This window comes from Carboxylicivirga litoralis (genome assembly GCF_025499605.1).
GTDB classification, from domain to species: domain Bacteria; phylum Bacteroidota; class Bacteroidia; order Bacteroidales; family Marinilabiliaceae; genus Carboxylicivirga; species Carboxylicivirga litoralis.
The window spans coordinates 96113-112949 of the sequence record NZ_JAFMVC010000016.1 but is presented as its reverse complement, the minus strand read 5'-3'; the positions used below and the strand labels follow the sequence as shown (position 1 = coordinate 112949).

The 16837-nt window shown below is 38.6% G+C and carries 16 protein-coding genes; 13 read left to right on the top strand and 3 right to left on the bottom strand.

Features of this window, described 5'->3' with window-relative positions:
• The 6 genes from J1N10_RS14765 to J1N10_RS14740 form a co-directional block, all read left to right on the top strand.
• On the top strand, positions 1–1195 hold a 1195-nt coding region (locus J1N10_RS14765; RefSeq protein WP_262327497.1), incomplete at its 5' end, for a substrate-binding domain-containing protein.
• An 896-nt stretch (positions 1196–2091) separates the two neighbouring features.
• A complete protein-coding gene (locus J1N10_RS14760; RefSeq protein WP_262327496.1) occupies positions 2092–3495 on the top strand; it encodes an MFS transporter in 1404 nt (467 codons plus the stop codon).
• 9 nt (positions 3496–3504) lie between these two features.
• Positions 3505–4158, top strand: coding sequence for a beta-phosphoglucomutase (gene pgmB / locus J1N10_RS14755; RefSeq protein WP_262327495.1), 654 nt, complete (start codon positions 3505–3507; stop codon positions 4156–4158).
• A gap of 61 nt (positions 4159–4219) precedes the next feature.
• Positions 4220–6532: a family 65 glycosyl hydrolase domain-containing protein gene (locus J1N10_RS14750; RefSeq protein ID WP_262327494.1), complete on the top strand. Its 2313-nt coding sequence runs from the start codon at positions 4220–4222 to the stop codon at positions 6530–6532.
• A 141-nt stretch (positions 6533–6673) separates the two neighbouring features.
• Positions 6674–8494: an alpha-amylase family glycosyl hydrolase gene (locus J1N10_RS14745; protein ID WP_262327493.1), complete on the top strand. Its 1821-nt coding sequence runs from the start codon at positions 6674–6676 to the stop codon at positions 8492–8494.
• A 126-nt stretch (positions 8495–8620) separates the two neighbouring features.
• Positions 8621–8758: a hypothetical protein gene (locus J1N10_RS14740; protein ID WP_262327492.1), complete on the top strand. Its 138-nt coding sequence runs from the start codon at positions 8621–8623 to the stop codon at positions 8756–8758.
• A 203-nt stretch (positions 8759–8961) separates the two neighbouring features.
• Here the strand turns inward: J1N10_RS14740 and J1N10_RS14735 are convergent, their stop codons facing one another.
• From J1N10_RS14735 to J1N10_RS14725, 3 genes are all read right to left on the bottom strand, one after another.
• Complete coding sequence (locus J1N10_RS14735; RefSeq protein WP_262327491.1) at positions 8962–9087, bottom strand: hypothetical protein; 126 nt, start codon at positions 9085–9087, stop codon at positions 8962–8964.
• Between the two features lie 24 nt (positions 9088–9111).
• Positions 9112–10488 carry a sodium:proton antiporter NhaD gene (gene nhaD, locus J1N10_RS14730; RefSeq protein WP_262327490.1) on the bottom strand — a complete coding sequence of 459 codons (1377 nt, stop codon included), beginning with the start codon at positions 10486–10488 and terminating at the stop codon, positions 9112–9114.
• Between the two features lie 137 nt (positions 10489–10625).
• Complete coding sequence (locus J1N10_RS14725; RefSeq protein WP_262327489.1) at positions 10626–10949, bottom strand: hypothetical protein; 324 nt, start codon at positions 10947–10949, stop codon at positions 10626–10628.
• A 168-nt stretch (positions 10950–11117) separates the two neighbouring features.
• On the opposite strand from J1N10_RS14725, the gene J1N10_RS14720 reads away from it, so the two are divergent.
• From J1N10_RS14720 to J1N10_RS14690, 7 genes are all read left to right on the top strand, one after another.
• Entirely contained in the window at positions 11118–11531 is a 414-nt protein-coding gene (locus J1N10_RS14720) for a hypothetical protein (protein ID WP_262327488.1), read from the top strand.
• 91 nt (positions 11532–11622) lie between these two features.
• Positions 11623–12246: a DUF4294 domain-containing protein gene (locus J1N10_RS14715; RefSeq protein WP_262327487.1), complete on the top strand. Its 624-nt coding sequence runs from the start codon at positions 11623–11625 to the stop codon at positions 12244–12246.
• 68 nt (positions 12247–12314) lie between these two features.
• Positions 12315–12935 (top strand): recombination mediator RecR, encoded by a 621-nt coding sequence (gene recR, locus J1N10_RS14710; RefSeq protein ID WP_262327486.1) that lies wholly within the window; start codon positions 12315–12317, stop codon positions 12933–12935.
• 1 nt (position 12936) lies between these two features.
• A complete protein-coding gene (locus J1N10_RS14705; protein ID WP_262327485.1) occupies positions 12937–13389 on the top strand; it encodes a hypothetical protein in 453 nt (150 codons plus the stop codon).
• 11 nt (positions 13390–13400) lie between these two features.
• Positions 13401–13835, top strand: coding sequence for a BT0820 family HAD-type phosphatase (locus J1N10_RS14700; RefSeq protein WP_262327484.1), 435 nt, complete (start codon positions 13401–13403; stop codon positions 13833–13835).
• Positions 13836–13881: 46 nt separating this feature from the next.
• A complete protein-coding gene (locus J1N10_RS14695; protein ID WP_262327483.1) occupies positions 13882–15048 on the top strand; it encodes a glycosyltransferase family 2 protein in 1167 nt (388 codons plus the stop codon).
• Positions 15049–15264: 216 nt separating this feature from the next.
• Positions 15265–16749 (top strand): hypothetical protein, encoded by a 1485-nt coding sequence (locus J1N10_RS14690; RefSeq protein ID WP_262327482.1) that lies wholly within the window; start codon positions 15265–15267, stop codon positions 16747–16749.
• Positions 16750–16837 lie beyond the last annotated feature (88 nt).

Sequence of the window (16837 nt, the reverse complement as noted above, 5' to 3'; positions counted from 1 at the left end):
CGTTTGCGGTGTCGTTTGCGGAAAATTCACCTGCTCTAAAACATGTTTTGATAGTTGCTTGTTTATAACCGAAACCGTTTGCATTAATAATGACCAATTGAAAATTAAGGTATTTTATTATCTTTATTTTTTATCAGCTAATAACGAGTCCATAAAGCAAGGTATGAAGTCACAACCCATCACCATAAAAGATATCGCCCGAATACTGGGCATCTCACCCTCAACAGTTTCAAGAGCCTTAAAAGACCATCCCGATATCAGCCCGAAAACCAAGCAATTGGTGCAAACTTTTGCCGAAAAGGTAAATTACAGACCCAATGCCTTAGCATTAAGTTTAAGAAGCAGTAAAACAAATACGATCGGTATTGTTATACCCGAGATTGTTCACCACTTTTTTTCAACGGTTATTAGTGGCATCGAAGATGTGGCCTACGGCCGGGGATACAACGCTATTATCTGTCAAACCAACGAAAACTACCAACGTGAAGTGATAGATTTGCAAGCCTTGGTCGATAACCGCGTAGATGGTATTTTAGTATCAATGAGTAAAAACACGCATGAGTTTACGCATTTTGAAAACCTGAAAGAAAATGGTGTTCCTGTAGTCTTCTTCGATCGTATATGCGAACAGATAAATTCTGACCGCGTTATTGCAGATGACTTTGAAGGTGCACGTATAGCCACTAAACACTTAATAGATAAAGGCTGCAAAAAAATAATGCACCTGGCAGCTCCACAACATTTATTAATTGGTAAAAATAGAAAAGAAGGTTTTACCAGTGCCTTAAAAGAGCATAAATTACTTAGTGATGATCGTTATATAATAAAGTGTGACACACGCGAAGCTGTTTTTGCAAAAGCTGACGATATTATTCGTCTGGCACCAGAGGTTGATGGTATTTTTGCCGTGAATGACAGTACGGCCATTGCAGCCATGCAAATCCTTCAGCGCAACGGTTATTCAATACCGAAGGACATAGCAGTTGCAGGCTTTGGTGATGGCCCTAATGCCAACATCGCCTTTCCTCCCCTTACAACGGTTGAACAGAAAGGCTATGATATTGGCCAGGCAGCTATGCGTTTACTAATTGGACATATCGAAGGATCTGTGGAAGATGAAGAATTTGAAACCAAAATATTCACACCGGAATTAGTGGAACGCACATCGTCGCAACTGGGGCATGATGCCAGGTAAACCAATGGAAAACTTAAGTCTTTAATTAGTTTGTGCACTTACCTCATGTCTAACGACATCCGATGTATCTAAATATCAAAAGCTTTTTGAAGTGGCAATATATTCTGCTAGTTACCATTAACGTAGCAACATTGTTCCTGCAATGCAATAAACTCATAGTAAAGTCATATTAAACTCATATTAAATTCGAATTTAATTGAGTCTACTTCGTATTTAATACGAGTCAAATATGATATAAGTTTGGCTTTATCCCAACCTTAGCAATACGAAGGTAGGTAGCTGTTATAGTATTGATTCATAATTTGCTTTCATTTTATCAGTTTCCTCTCAGATGCTAACTTCACCCAATGACTAGCCATTTCAAGACTTTTACAAACACATTTTATATTACTAGGTGAAAATCACCTTTCAAATTAAAACCCACCGAAAACGTTTGCAGAAATCTCATCATAACTTTTTTCACATTTCAACAACACCGCAATAGTATTTCCGCAAACGTTTGCAATAGGTAAAAGCACTGATTTCAATACCAATAGAGACAAACACCGCAACTTAATTGCTTGACAGCATTGTTATTTTTATCTTAAGTTTGCATTGGATTTAATTGAAAAGAGACTTACTGTTATACTATCGTATGACAAAATGGCTTTTCGGCCATTTTGCTCATTACGTGAGATAATGCCGACCTACAATTAAAGGCTTCAATAGCATTTAAAATTGAAGACTCCTTAATTGAATTTTGGTATTAATATCTTTTACAACTGCTTGCACGGTCGTTGCGGGCGTATAGGTGTATTATTTTCCACTATTAAGTTTAGAATATGATTTTGTACACATTGCAATGGTATTGTGAAGCTTTGTACATTTGATATTCTTAATTAAATAAACAGCGTAATATGAAAAAGATGCCTCATCTATCCTTTTGGCAGATCTGGAACGTCAGCTTTGGTTTTCTGGGTATCCAAATGGGTTTTGCACTACAAAGTGCTAATGTTAGTCGTATTTTATCAAACCTCGGGGCTGATTTGCATGCCTTACCACTATTTTGGATTGCTGCACCATTAATGGGGCTGATAGTTCAGCCAATTGTTGGTTCGGCCAGCGACAGAACCTGGAATAGACTAGGGCGCAGAAGCCCTTACATCCTTGCAGGAGCAATTATCGCAGCTCTTTCAATGTTTTTAATGCCTAATGCATCAATTGTAGTGGCCATTATGCCAGTTCTGCTGTTCGGTTTAATAATGTTTGCGCTAATGGATGGGTCATTTAATATTACGATGCAACCGTTTAGAGCATTGGTGGCCGATATGACGCCGCCTGAACAACGCAACCTGGGGTATTCCACTCAAAGCTTTTTGATTAATACGGGCGCCGTTATTGGTTCTATTCTGCCGTTTGTACTAACTAATTCATTGAACATATCTAACACTGCTCCTGCAGGTCAGGTACCACCATCGGTTATCTGGTCATTCTATATTGGAGGAGCCGCCTTGTTAGGGTCTGTGGTATGGACGGTAATCAAAACGAAAGAATACCCACCGGAAGAATATGCTCAATACAAAGGACTTGAAAAAGAGCCAAAAGCAGATCCTCAGTTTAAAGGCATCATTGGCTTCTTCCGCTTAATGAAAATCACACCAAAAACAATGGTTCAATTAGCCGTTGTTCAGTTCTTCAGCTGGTTCGCTTTGTACATTATGTGGGTCTATTTTACCCCGGCAGTTTCGCAGCATGTGTGGGGTTGCGAAATTGGTGATAGCTCGTCTCAGGCAGCACAAGACGCAGGTGACTGGGTTGGAATCCTGTTTGCTGGCTATAGTTTATTCGCCGCCATATTTTCGGTGGTGATGTCAAAACTAGCCACTAAAATTGGTCGTAAAACCGTTTACAGCAGTGCTTTATTTTTAGGTGGATTAGCATACCTGATGACCGTATTACTGCAAGGCGGAGATATCGTTCATTTAAACCTGTTATTTACAGAAGTCAATGTGCCATCCAGCGCCGTTATGTGGATGATTCCAATGATCGGAATTGGTATTGCCTGGGCAGCCATATTGGCGATGCCATACGCTATTTTATCCGAATCATTACCTGCCGACAAAATGGGTGTCTTTATGGGCATCTTCAACTTTACAATTGCCGGACCACAAATCATTAGTGGATTAGTTGCCGGCTCTATTCTAAAACATGTGTTTGAAGGAGAAGCTATTTATATGGTTGTTGTGGCAGGTGTCTGCATGCTTCTTGGAGGCATTTCAGTCTTTTTTGTTAAAACAACATCTCAGGAACAGACTAATTAAAAATCACTTATGGGACAGATTAAAGCTTGCTTATTTGATTTAGATGGTGTTATTGTTGATACAGCAAAGTATCATTACATAGCATGGAGGGAACTGGCCGCGGAGCTTGGCTTTGAGTTTACCGAAGAAGATAATGAACGCTTGAAAGGCGTTAGCCGAATGACTTCACTTAATATTTTGCTCGAAATTGGAGGTGTCACATTAAGCGAAGATGAAAAGCTTCGTTTAGCCGAAAAGAAGAACGAAAACTACAGAACCTTCATCTTAAAGATGCAACCAGATGAGATTTTACCTGGTGCCGAAGCATTTTTAAAAGAGTTAAAAACCAAAGGCATCAAAATAGCCTTAGGTTCTGCCAGTAAAAACGCGATGACCATATTGGATCGTTTGCAATTGACCAACCTGTTCGAAGCCATTATTGACGGCACAAAAGTAACGGAAGCAAAACCTGATCCTGAAGTATTTTTAAAAGGTGCCGAAGCATTAAGTGTTAATCCTGATGAATGTGTGGTATTTGAAGATGCCGAAGCTGGTGTTGAGGCTGCACTAGCCGGCAACATGCGCTGTGTAGGCATAGGTTCACCTGATGTTCTGGGAAAAGCAAACCTGGTTGTTGATGGTTTGCACCAGATGAACTATGAAAAACTAATGGAACTAAACTAATTAGTCGCGTTTTTGATGAGAAGTGGCAATGCCACCAATTGAAAATCTTAAACAAATTACAATGAAGGAGTATTTAAAACACGATGAGTGGTGCATTATAGAAGAGGGCTTCAACCCGGAAAACCATCAATCTTCTGAAAGTATTTTCAGCCTGGGGAATGGTAAAATGGGTCAAAGAGCCAACTTTGAAGAAACCTATTCAGGACCATCATTACAAGGAAGTTATATTGCTGGCATCTACTACCCGGACAAAACACGCGTAGGCTGGTGGAAAAACGGTTACCCTGAGTATTTCGCAAAAGTATTAAACAGTCCAAACTGGATTGGTATTGATGTGCAGGTTGACGGTCATTATTTAGATTTATACACCTGCAAAACAGAGAATTTTAAGCGTACCCTTAATATGAAAGAAGGGTATTTGTTGCGCGAATTCACGGCCACCATGGATGATGGTAAAAAAATTGCCGTTACCGTTAAGCGCTTCTTAAGTATGGCTGATACTGAAAATGGCGCGATTCGCTATTCTGTAACGCCACTTAACTTCGATGGTAAAATTGCTTTTACCGCTTACCTGGATGGTGATGTGGAGAACGAAGATTCGAACTACGATGAAAAGTTTTGGAACATCATCGACATGGAAGCCCACGCTGGTGAAGCTTACCTTGTCACTGAAACAAAAAAACTAGGCTTCCGTGCCGGCTTTGGAATGAAGATAGCCGCCAGCATTGGTGAGTCGAAATTAAATATTACACCTGAAGTTCTGAAAAAAGAAAATTGGGTGGCTAACCGTATCGAACGCACGGTTAAAGAAGAAGAGTGTTTTACAATTGAAAAGATTGCCGGTGTAACAAGCACGCTTAACTATTCAAAAGAAGAACTGCTTGATGCTACCAAAAAAGTAACGGCTGCAGGTTTCAACAAAGGGTTTGATACTCTATTGACTGACCATATTAAAATGTGGGCTGATAAGTGGGTATTAAGTGACATCAAGATTAAAGGTGATGTAGCTGCCCAGCAAGGTATCCGCTTTAACATCTTCCACCTCAACCAGACTTACACCGGAGAAGACGAACGCTTAAATGTAGGTCCTAAAGGCTTTACTGGCGAAAAATATGGTGGCACAACCTACTGGGATACAGAAGCCTACTGTGTACCATTCTTTATTGCCACAGCTCCGTCTGAAGTGACACGTAACCTATTGGTTTACCGTTACAAGCATTTGGAAAATGCCATCAAAAATGCCGCCAAGCTTGGTTTTAAAAATGGCGCTGCTCTTTACCCAATGGTAACCATTAATGGCGAAGAGTGTCATAACGAGTGGGAAATCACTTTTGAAGAAATTCACCGTAATGGGGCTATTGCTTTTGCCATCCACAACTATATCCGCCACACTAATGACGAAGCGTATTTAGCAGAATATGGTTTGGAAGTACTGATGGGTATTTCACGCTTCTGGAGCCAACGTGTTACCTTCTCTGAAGAACGTCAGAAATATGTGATGCTGGGCGTTACCGGACCAAACGAGTACGAAAACAACATCAACAACAACTGGTACACCAACAAAATGGCGGTTTGGTGCCTTAAATATACCACCGAAGCTTTAGCGAAGGTGAAAGCTATGGATGCTGCCCGCTATGACGCAATTATTTCTAAAACATCGTTCAACTACGATGAAGAAGTGAAGCGTTGGAACGACATCATCGAAAACATGCACTTTCCATACAACGAAAAGTTGCAAGTGTTTATGCAGCAAGATGGTTTTATGGATAAAGAGCAAAGACTTGCTTCGGATTTAGACCCGGCTGAACGCCCGATTAACCAATACTGGTCATGGGACCGAATTTTGCGTAGCTGCTATATCAAGCAGGCCGATACACTTCAGGGCATCTATGTGTTTGAAGAAGAATATGACCTGGAAACCATCAAGCGTAATTTCGAGTTCTATGAGCCTCGCACAGTACATGAGTCGTCATTATCACCTTGTGTACACTCTGTTTTAGCTGCTAAAATTGGCGATTACGATAAGGCTTACGAAATGTATCTGCGTACTTCACGCCTGGATATTGATGATTACAACCATGAAGCTCACGAAGGCTTGCACATTACCAGTATGGCAGGTACGTGGATGTCGATTGTTGAAGGGTTCGGCGGTAAACGCGTACATGATGGACAGCTCTTTTTAAACCCAATTATCCCACAACAGTGGCAAGAGTATTCATTCCGTATTTCATTTATGGGCAATGACATGGAAGTAGTTGTTAACAGCAAGCAAATAACGATTATTTCACATGCTCAAAATGAAATTACACTTAAAGTTTACGATCAGGAAGTTAAAGTTGCACCAGCACAATCAAGCACTATAGCAACTAAATAAATTCTATCCAATTATCTTAATACTTAAAGGAGCCTTGGGGCTCCTTTTTTTGTATTTCATTATCATCTACTTGCATTAGTTTAAGACATTCTCTAATTTGTAATGTATCCCTCATGTACATTCACAATTAGACGACTTTCTATGTTTATACGATTATTTATATCGGTTGGTTTACTTATTACAACCTTGTGTCAGGCACAAAAACTTTCTATCTCGCCTGCTAACTGGTGGGTACAAATGAAGACCGATAAACTGGTTCTTGTTGTTGAAAATGCCCCAATAGGCATATCCGATATAAGCATCAACAATTCAGAAATTGAACTAATTAAACATTACCCTGCGGCCAATCCTGCATTTCACTTTATTGAAATTGAAATTCCATATGATATTAAAGCCCATACAGCTAACATCGTTTTCAAAACCGACTTCGCTGCTTCAGTTTCATATCCCTTTAGAATTTACAAGCGAAATGAACGTAATCCTGCTCAAAGCCTGAGTTCGAGCGATGCCATCTATCAGCTTATCCCCGATCGTTTTTGCAATGGCAATAAAAAGAATGACAACATCATGTCCTACTTTGAGAAGAAGGATCGCTTGAATCCTACTGGCATACATGGGGGCGATATTAATGGCATCCTATCGAAGCTGGATTATATAAAGGATTTAGGATGTACAACACTGGAAATTCTACCAGTAACAGAAAGTAATCTGATGATGAATTCGTATAAACGACTGGCGTCAACGAATTTTTACAAAGTTGATGAACGACTGGGTAATATCGGATTATATAAACAACTTATAGACAGCTGCCAGAGTTTAGGACTAAAGTTTATACAATCATTTGTGTTGCACCAAATTGGCAACAAGCATCCTTATTTTCAGCAAATGATTGATACAGATTTTTTCCACGGCACCACATATGATTTCAACAGCCCGCTACCTGACTTTAGCGTTCTGACTGACCCCTATAGCCCTGAATCAGTAAAGAAAGCAAACCGCCAATCCTGGAACAAACCAAACTTTCCCACTCTTAATCAAGAAAACAAACTGGTTCGTCAACTATTGATCCAACAAGTGATTTGGTGGATAGAAACAACCGGCTTGAGAAATTTAAAAATTGAGCAAGCGGCACGAAATACACCTCAGCTTATTAAAGAGTTATACAGTAGTTTAAACCTTGAATACGATGATTTAACGCTTGTAGTTGATAATCAATCGCCAACTAATCAAGGTATTTATTGGGAAAATCTTACGCTGGACCTTCCAACATTTATAGTTAATTATAATTACCCAAGCATACTGTCGAATGCCTTTTCTCCATACGAGGATGCCACAAAGGGTACTGCCGCGCTGCATAAAATGCAACTTCAATTTGCCCCTTCCGACCTTTTGCTAAATATCAATTTACTTGATAATCATCTACTAAACAGAGCATATACCAATGCCGATAGTGATCAAGCTCAATTGGTGATGATGCTTGGTCATTTGCTATGCTCACCTGGCTTACCTTCAATTTATTACGGTACCGAATGGCAGATGAAAGGCTTTAAAAGTAAAGGAATCAGTAACCTGGCTAAAGACTTCCCCGGAGGCTGGATGAATGATAACACCAATGCCTTCACCGGCAAAGGGATGAGTGAATCACAAAAACGCTTTTATTTACAGATGACAAAACTGCTTAACTGGAGAAAAGAAAACCCTGATCTGTTTACTGGTGAGTTCATCCACTTATTGCCTCAAAGCGATATTTATGCCTTTGTTAGAAAAAGCAGTGAACAGACTATATTGGTAATTATCAACAACTCAGCCAATACAACCTATCATTTTCAGGAGGATGATTTTTCAGACATTATTAACAATTATAATCGTTGTACTGATTTAATAACTGACGATATCTACCTCAAGTTTAAGGACATCATCGTTCGCAACAAATCAATTGCGATTCTAACACTTCAAAAATAATAAATACAGCTTGCGCGTCATTGATAGTTTTGACCTTTTAGGGCGCTTGATTGAATCTTTCGGAGCATATTTTTGTTTCAATTATAATGACTTTTGCTGCTGTTACAAACGCAAAAGAACACTAATATGAAGACAAAACGAAACAGTGTATTGAGTAAACAATACCACGAAGATCAATTGGTACATATATTAACTTCATACCGCTTTACGGTTGACCGAATCAGAAAGATAATATCAAATCCCAGTTTCTTAAAGGCCAAATAGTTACAACAGAGCCAACTGGAAATATCAGCCATTCTTTACCAAATGCAAAAACTAGGATGGCATGTGCCAGTTTTAAAAGGCTGACTAGTACCTTATTAATTGGAAGTATTCCAAGGTTTTACGAAATAATAGCGAGTGCTAGAACAGGCTAAATCAGGGATGCTATTTGTCCGAAACACTCGCTATTCACCAGAAAAATAATACTAAATCGAACCAATAATCAATCGAATTAGCAGAACAATTATTGTGATTGCAACTACACCAATCCATGTATTGGAGAAGTGTAATCCATCTTGTTGTTTATTGGTTATTTTTTTTATTGTGTTCATCGTTACTTTTTTGATTTGTTTGAGTTAAAACCACTGCAATTGCAAGTAATACATCAAAGCTCCCATAAGATAGCCGGTAAGAGCAATCCAGGTAATTCGACGCAGGTACCACATAAAGTTTATTTGTTCAAGGCCCATCGCTGCCACACCAGCGGCCGAACCAACTATCAATAAACTTCCGCCTGTTCCGGCACAATACGCGAGAAATGTCCAGAATGTACCATCTTGTATAAAATGGATAGCAGAACCTGTAGCCCCAGCTATTTCAATATTATACATTCCCATTGAAGCCGCTACCAGGGGCACGTTATCTACAACTGATGAAATCGCACCAATTAATAGGTTGATGACATAGATATTGTTAACCGATTCATCGAGCCACTGTGCCAATAAATCAAGATGACCTGCTGATTGCAATGCCGCTACAGCGCTTAACACGCCCAGAAAAAACAATACCGTTGGAATGTCAACTGCCTTAAGCGCCGCTGTAACAGTTAGTGTACGCTTGTCTTCAGCACTGCGTTTTTTCAGGTATCTGTCAGTCATTATCCACATAACCGACAAACCTAAAAGCATACCCATATAAGGAGGAAGGTGAGTTATGGTTTTAAAAATCGGTACAGACACAAGAGCGAGCGTTCCCACTACCAGCATAAACACCTGTTCCTGATGGGTGGTAAAAGCCTGCGTTTCGTTCGATGGAAGTATTGGTTTAATGGTATTGCCTTTCACAATAAACAAGCTAAACAGAGCCGTTGAAACCAACATATTAACAAAACTGGGAATAAACAACGAACCTACAATATGAGCTGCTGTTACCTGACCACCAATCCATAACATAATGGTGGTTACATCACCAATAGGCGACCAGGCTCCTCCAGCGTTGGCCGATAGCACAACTACACTCGCAAAAATCCATCGATTCTCTTGTTTACTTATGATTTTGCGCAAAACCGTAACCAAAACAATGGTGGTAGTCAGGTTATCCAATGCGGCCGACATGAAGAAAGTCAAAAAGCTGATTATCCATAATAAACGGGTAACATTACCACCTCCAATGCGGCTGGTAATAATTCTAAAACCCTGGTATTTGTCCACCAACTCAACAATCGTCATGGCTCCTACTAAAAAGAAGAGAATAGAAGCAATCTCCGACAAGTGATGAAACAATTCATGATGGGTAATGAACGAAAGCATATTAGTTCCGCCCGAAGCTTTAAAATTCACCCATGAAACACTGGCTTCTCGCGCTAAAATAGACTCTCCCCCTAGCGCATAAATCATCCATAGCAATGCACCAATCAACAATGCAGAAGCCGCTTTATTGATATGGTTGACATGCTCAAACACAATTAAGCTGTAGCCTATTACAAAGACTACCAACATTAAAAAAAACATCATGATATGTATAAATTAGATTTTTGTCATATGACCAGATCAGCCTATGACAGATGCAATAATTAATCATTAGAATCATTAACGACCAGACAATTGTCTTTACGTCAAAGCTCCTTTAACAATTACTAATTAAAATAAGCTTATAAACAAAAAGGAGGCGAGTTATCTGACTCGAAAAGAATAAAACTGGCAGACCCCAGCTTTCCTCGACGGCAAGTAATTTTCAAACCTAATTGACCATCAATTTCCGAAAAAAGGAAATTATGAGTCAATCTTAGTTTATTAGAATCGTCTTTTAACTCTTCAGCATTTAAGATTTCTAAATCAGAACTGAAGGTGTTACATTCGGAAATATATTCAATATCACTCTTGTATCCTCTTTCATCACTACTTTGCATAGCAACAGCAGAGGTATTTACAATACCTCCTGCCAAAAGTATGAACAGAATAAAGAATCGCAACATGAAAGATCCGCATTAGATTTTAAGGGCGCAAAAGTAGAACAATTTTATAAATCGATATTCGTTTTGAACTTTATTTTTTAGTGAATTACAAAAAATATAACCTCATCATTTTTCGTTTGAAACTTTTTCGTCGTTATGCTGTTTGGCTTTTGGGAAACAAGCAAAGCAATGAAAGCAAAATACAAGTTCTATCCTTCAAGCAGGCTTTTAGCCGAAGCTTTTTTAGGAACTATTGCCATGAATGATCTTATTCGCATTGTTGAACAACAGATGCAACACCGAGAGTTTAGAGGTATCGACAAATCATTATCCGATATCAGAGACGCAGATTTTACACTTAGCCTCGAAGAACTTAATGCTTATATAGATGAGCTCAAAACACTGATGAAAGAGCAACCATTGAGGTGGGCGATTGTAACCGACAACCCCAATTCAACTGCTTTATCAATGCTTATAAAACAAGATCCTTTCTTCGACAACAGAGTGCAAATATACAATACCGTTAGCTCAGCTCTGCAATTTTTAGGAGTTGACATTGCTCCTAACCATCTCATACGCAACCAATACTTTACGGTAGAATAGTTGTCGTATCAGAACGCCTCTCTCATTAACAAGACTGTTTCTGGAAGATAAAAATTTGCCTAACAATCAATTTCAATTTTATTTTTGTGGTATGCAAGGTAAAACAAATTACATATCATATTTTAAATGGATTGGCTGTTATTGGCTGGTCACCCTTGTTTTTATTAACAACACAAACGGACAGGAACTGGCCGATTCCATCAACCTTGTTTTGCAACATCGGATCATTGAAAACGATACATTACCACATATTAATCTACAGGAAATACCCGTTATTCCACCCTATAAATTTAAAAACAAACGACACAAACGGCGCTATGGCAAAATGGTACGAAACATAAAGAAGGTACTGCCCTACGCCCGAAGCGCCGGCGAAAAAGTAAATGCCATCAATGCTCATTTATCAACCTTAACAACAGAAAAAGAAAAGAAAGAGTATCTGAAACAAGCCGAAAAAGAGCTATTCGATGAATTTGAAGCTCCCCTTCGTAAGTTAACTTTTTCCCAAGGCCGCTTGCTCATTAAACTCATCAATCGCGAAACAGGCGATACAACCTACGACTTAATTAAACAATACAAAGGTGGTTTCACAGCATTTTTCTGGCAAGGTGTTGCCCGCTTGTTTGGCTCCAACTTAAAATCTGAATATTATAAAGATGGTGACGATCAAATGATTGAACACATCATTTTATTAATTGATAATGGCATCATTTAATCTGGTTTTCTAAAAAGTTTGTAGTCGGCAATCTTTACTATCTTTAAAGCCCAAATTGAATTGAATCAATGACAGCATCATCATATCCATCCAAACTATTGGAAAGTGCCGTAAATGAATTTGCCAAGCTTCCGGGCATTGGCAAAAAAACGGCTCTGCGCCTGGTTTTGCATTTGCTTAAACAAGAAAAAGAAATGGTGTTTAAGTTTGCTGATACCATACATCATATGCGCCAGGAAATAATGTATTGCAAGAGTTGCCACAATATATCAGACAGTGAGATTTGTGATATCTGCGCCGACACCAACCGCGACCACAGTGTTATTTGCGTTGTTGAAAGCATCCGCGATGTGATGGCGATTGAAAGCACACAACAATTTTCGGGTATCTACCACGTGCTAGGTGGTGTTATTTCGCCAATGGATGGCATTGGCCCCGATGACCTAACCATAGGACCTCTGCTCGAAAAGATTCAATCGGGAACGGTTAAAGAAGTTATCTTTGCTTTGAGTACCACCATGGAAGGAGATACAACAAATTTTTATCTCTATAAAAAGTTTGAAAAATACGATGTTCAAACCACCACCATTGCGCGTGGTGTATCCATTGGCGATGAACTTGAATATACCGATGAAGTAACGCTTGGCCGCTCTTTAGTTAATCGACTTCCTTTTGAAAAAACATTATAACATGACATCAAAAAAAGCACTAAAACAAATAAAGCTCATCTATTTCATCATCTGTATATTACTGGGTGTTTTTGCTGTGGCATCATTCATTTTTGTGACACTTAATGGCCCTGTATATATCATGGATGCTGCAGGTCAGAATAATTTAAAATCGCTCATCATTATACTTGCATTGGCGGGTATTCCTGCGTCCTATATGTTCCATAATCGAAAAGTGAAACAAATAAATAAAGAACAACAAGCCCACACTAAACTACAACAATTCAGGACGAGCTATTTTATTAAAATAATGACACTTGAAGGTGTAACCTTGTTAAGCCTGTTAAGCTATTTGATGATTGGCAACATTAACCAAATGCTGGTTTTTGGTTTGGTGTATCTTTTCTTGATACTCAACTACCCGAAACAAAGTAGTATTTTGAGTGAATTGGAAATTAACAAATCTGAACTTTAACCTAACCATATATGATAATCGCTGTTGATTTTGACGGAACCATTGTAGACCATAAATACCCGGCCATTGGTAAGGAAAAGATATTTGCCTTTGAAACACTTAAATCGCTCCAGGACAAAGGCCATTTGCTTGTTTTATGGACTATCAGAACAGGCAAACAGCTTGATGAAGCCGTTGAATTCTGCAGAAAAAGAGGCCTTGAGTTTTACGCGGTTAATCGCACACACCCCGAAGAAGAGATGAGTGACGGAATTAGCCGTAAAGTAAATGCTGATATTTTTATTGATGATAGAAATGTTGGTGGTTTTATGGGCTGGGGCGAAATATGGCAGTGGATTAACAAAGAAGCTCCTAACACAGAAAAGGATGCTTTTAAAGAGCAATACCAGAAAGCCCAAAGGCGTACATTGTGTGGTTTTTTGAAATCTATTTTTTGCAGAGAATAACATTTTCAGATAATACGCGTTCATAAATAATGATCATCGGGTATTTATGAACAAGGTAACTTTTGACTTATCAATAATTATTGTCAGCTATAACGCTGTTGACTTTTTAAAACTCACATTAGAATCGGTTGAAAAAGCCATTTCAAATGTTAATGCCGAAGTATTATTGATCGATAACTCAAATGACAATACTTTAAGACGTATCGTTGCTAATAACTATCCCTTTGTTAGGCTTATTGAAAATGAGGAAAACCTTGGTTTCGCAAAGGGAAACAACCTGGCTTTAAAACAAGCCAAAGGTAAACTGGCACTTTTACTCAACCCCGACACTATTGTGCCTGAAGATGCTTTCATAAAAATAATCAATTACTACAGTGAATATCCTGAAACTGGTGGTTTGGGCTTTAAAATGATTGATGGCAATGGTCAATTTTTATTAGAATCTAAGCGTGGGTTTCCCAGTCCGTCAGCATCCTTTTTTAAGCTGTTCCGTTTTCATAAGTTTTTCCCCAACTCTGAAACCATTGCCAAGTATTACGAAGGTCATTTAGATAATAACACCGAACAGAGTGTTGATGTGCTTTCGGGTGCTTGTTTGGTTATTCCGAGAACCAAAAACAATGACTTAACTTGCTTGGATGAACGCTATTTTATGTATGGCGAAGACATCGACCTTTCGTATCGACTAAAACTTGAACACGGAAATAACATTTATCTGCCGCAAATAACCATTATTCACTTTAAAGGTCAAAGTACACAAACTACCCCCAAAATCATCTGGCACTTTTATAATGCTATGTGGTTATTTTATAAAACTCATATTAAAGCCAACAAGTCATTTTTCGCCACAAGCTTTATCAGATTGGGAATAATATTACTGACTCAATACAAAATTTTCTTAACAAAATTTGATCGGTCGAAATCAGGTAGTGCAAGGCTGCCTTACTTTAGTTCTGTTCAATTAATTTCAAAAGATAATAAATACATAAAGATGATTGAGCAACAACTCAAATCGACTATTACAGTTACACATCAGCACAAACAATCATCAAAAAACCAACTTACTATATTCGATTTTAACTACATCACATACAAGCAAGCCATTGAGCTAATGAGTGGAAACGATGGTAGTTATGGCTTTTTAACCAAAAATCAGAAGTCTCTTATTATTTGTCAAAACCCAAGTGAAAAAGGAATAGTCATTCATCTTTAATAATTGACCACTAACCAAAAGCCCACCCCTTTCTTTATTATTCGCTTGCCTGTCCGCAATCATTTTTGCAATTTTATGAAAATATTTTAGCCATTGACAAATAACCTCACCATGGTAAGAAATTTGATTATTATCCTTTTATGCTGTTTTATAAGTGTTGCTGAATTATCAGCAAAAAAACCCAGAAAAAAAGATATTGTCCCAATTGAAAATCAGATGCTAATAGACAATTTCAAAAAAGCATCCGAACTGATTATTCAATTGCAAAAGCGATATCCGGAGGATCCGTATTTACAGTTATTGCAAGGCATCTGCTACCTGAATATTGATGGCAAAACAAAAGACGCCATCAAACCTTTAACAAAAGCTAAGCAACATTATGGTGTATATTCTAAAAGGAATGATAATGCCATTGAAGCCAATTATCACCTTGGCTTGGCTTACCACCTGGATCATCAGTTTGAGCAAGCACTAAAACTTTTTGAGGTATTGAAAGATACAATACCTGTGAAACGTGAAAACATTCACAAACAGTTAAATCAACAAATCAATTATTGCAACAATGCCATTGCGCTTAAACAAAATCCGGTTGACTTTAGAATAACCAATCTTGGACAAGCCATCAATAGTGAGTTTGACGAACATAGCCCTATTATATCAGGCAATGAAGATCTACTTTTATTCACTTCAAATAAACATGGAGTTGCAAAAAAAAGCAAGGCTGATGGCTTATATACCGAAGATATCTACTCCACCCAATGGCGCGAAGGAGCCTGGCTTCCGTCTGTCAATGCAGGTCCAACAATCAATACCGACGGCTATGATGCTACTTGTAGTTTAAGCTCCGACGGCAAAACAATGATAACTTATCGCAACCATGGCAATGGTGACTTATATGTATCAGAACTTAAAGATGATAAATGGAGCACACCTGAAAAACTGCCGAAACCAATCAACAGTTCATATGAAGAATCGCATGCCAGCCTCTCGCTCGATGGTAACACCATTGTATTTACCAGCGACAGGCCTGATGGTATTGAGGGAAAAGATATTTACATTGCTCATAAATTGCCGAATGACGAATGGGGTAAAGTACTTTTACTCAATAGAAATGTTAATACCGAATTAAACGAAGAAAGTCCGTTCTTATCACACGATGGCCAGACCTTATTCTTTGCTTCGGAAGGACATAATTCAATGGGAGGCTTTGACATTTTTAAATCAGTGAGAGATGAAAATGGCCAATGGCAACAACCAATTAATATTGGTTACCCGATTAATACGCCAGGCGATGATTTATTCTATATTCCTACACTTGATGGACAAAGAGTTTATTTTGCTTCTGAGCGACCCGGCGGTTATGGCCGATCGGATATTTATATCATCGAATTTCCGGTAACCGACGAGCGAACGTTGGCAGTGGTTTCAGGCTTTTTATTTACCGAAGATGGACTTCCTTCCGTTAACTCTACAATAACGGTCACTAATAAGAAATCAGGAGAACTAATAGGTAACTACAAACCTCAAACTAACTCGGGCAAGTACACCATGATTATCGCCACTGGCATTACCTATGAGATGACCATCAGCACACCTGGTATGATAAGCATTTCGAAAGAAATTAACATACCCTATCGTGCCGACTATAAAACACGAGCCAACGCCAGTTATTTAGAGCCAATGGTACTGAAAAAAGAGTAAAACTAACAGTCCTCTGCACTCCATCGGTCAATAATAGACGATGGTTCATAAAAAATTAAATCTGAACAAGCGTTAGATGCACATTTTT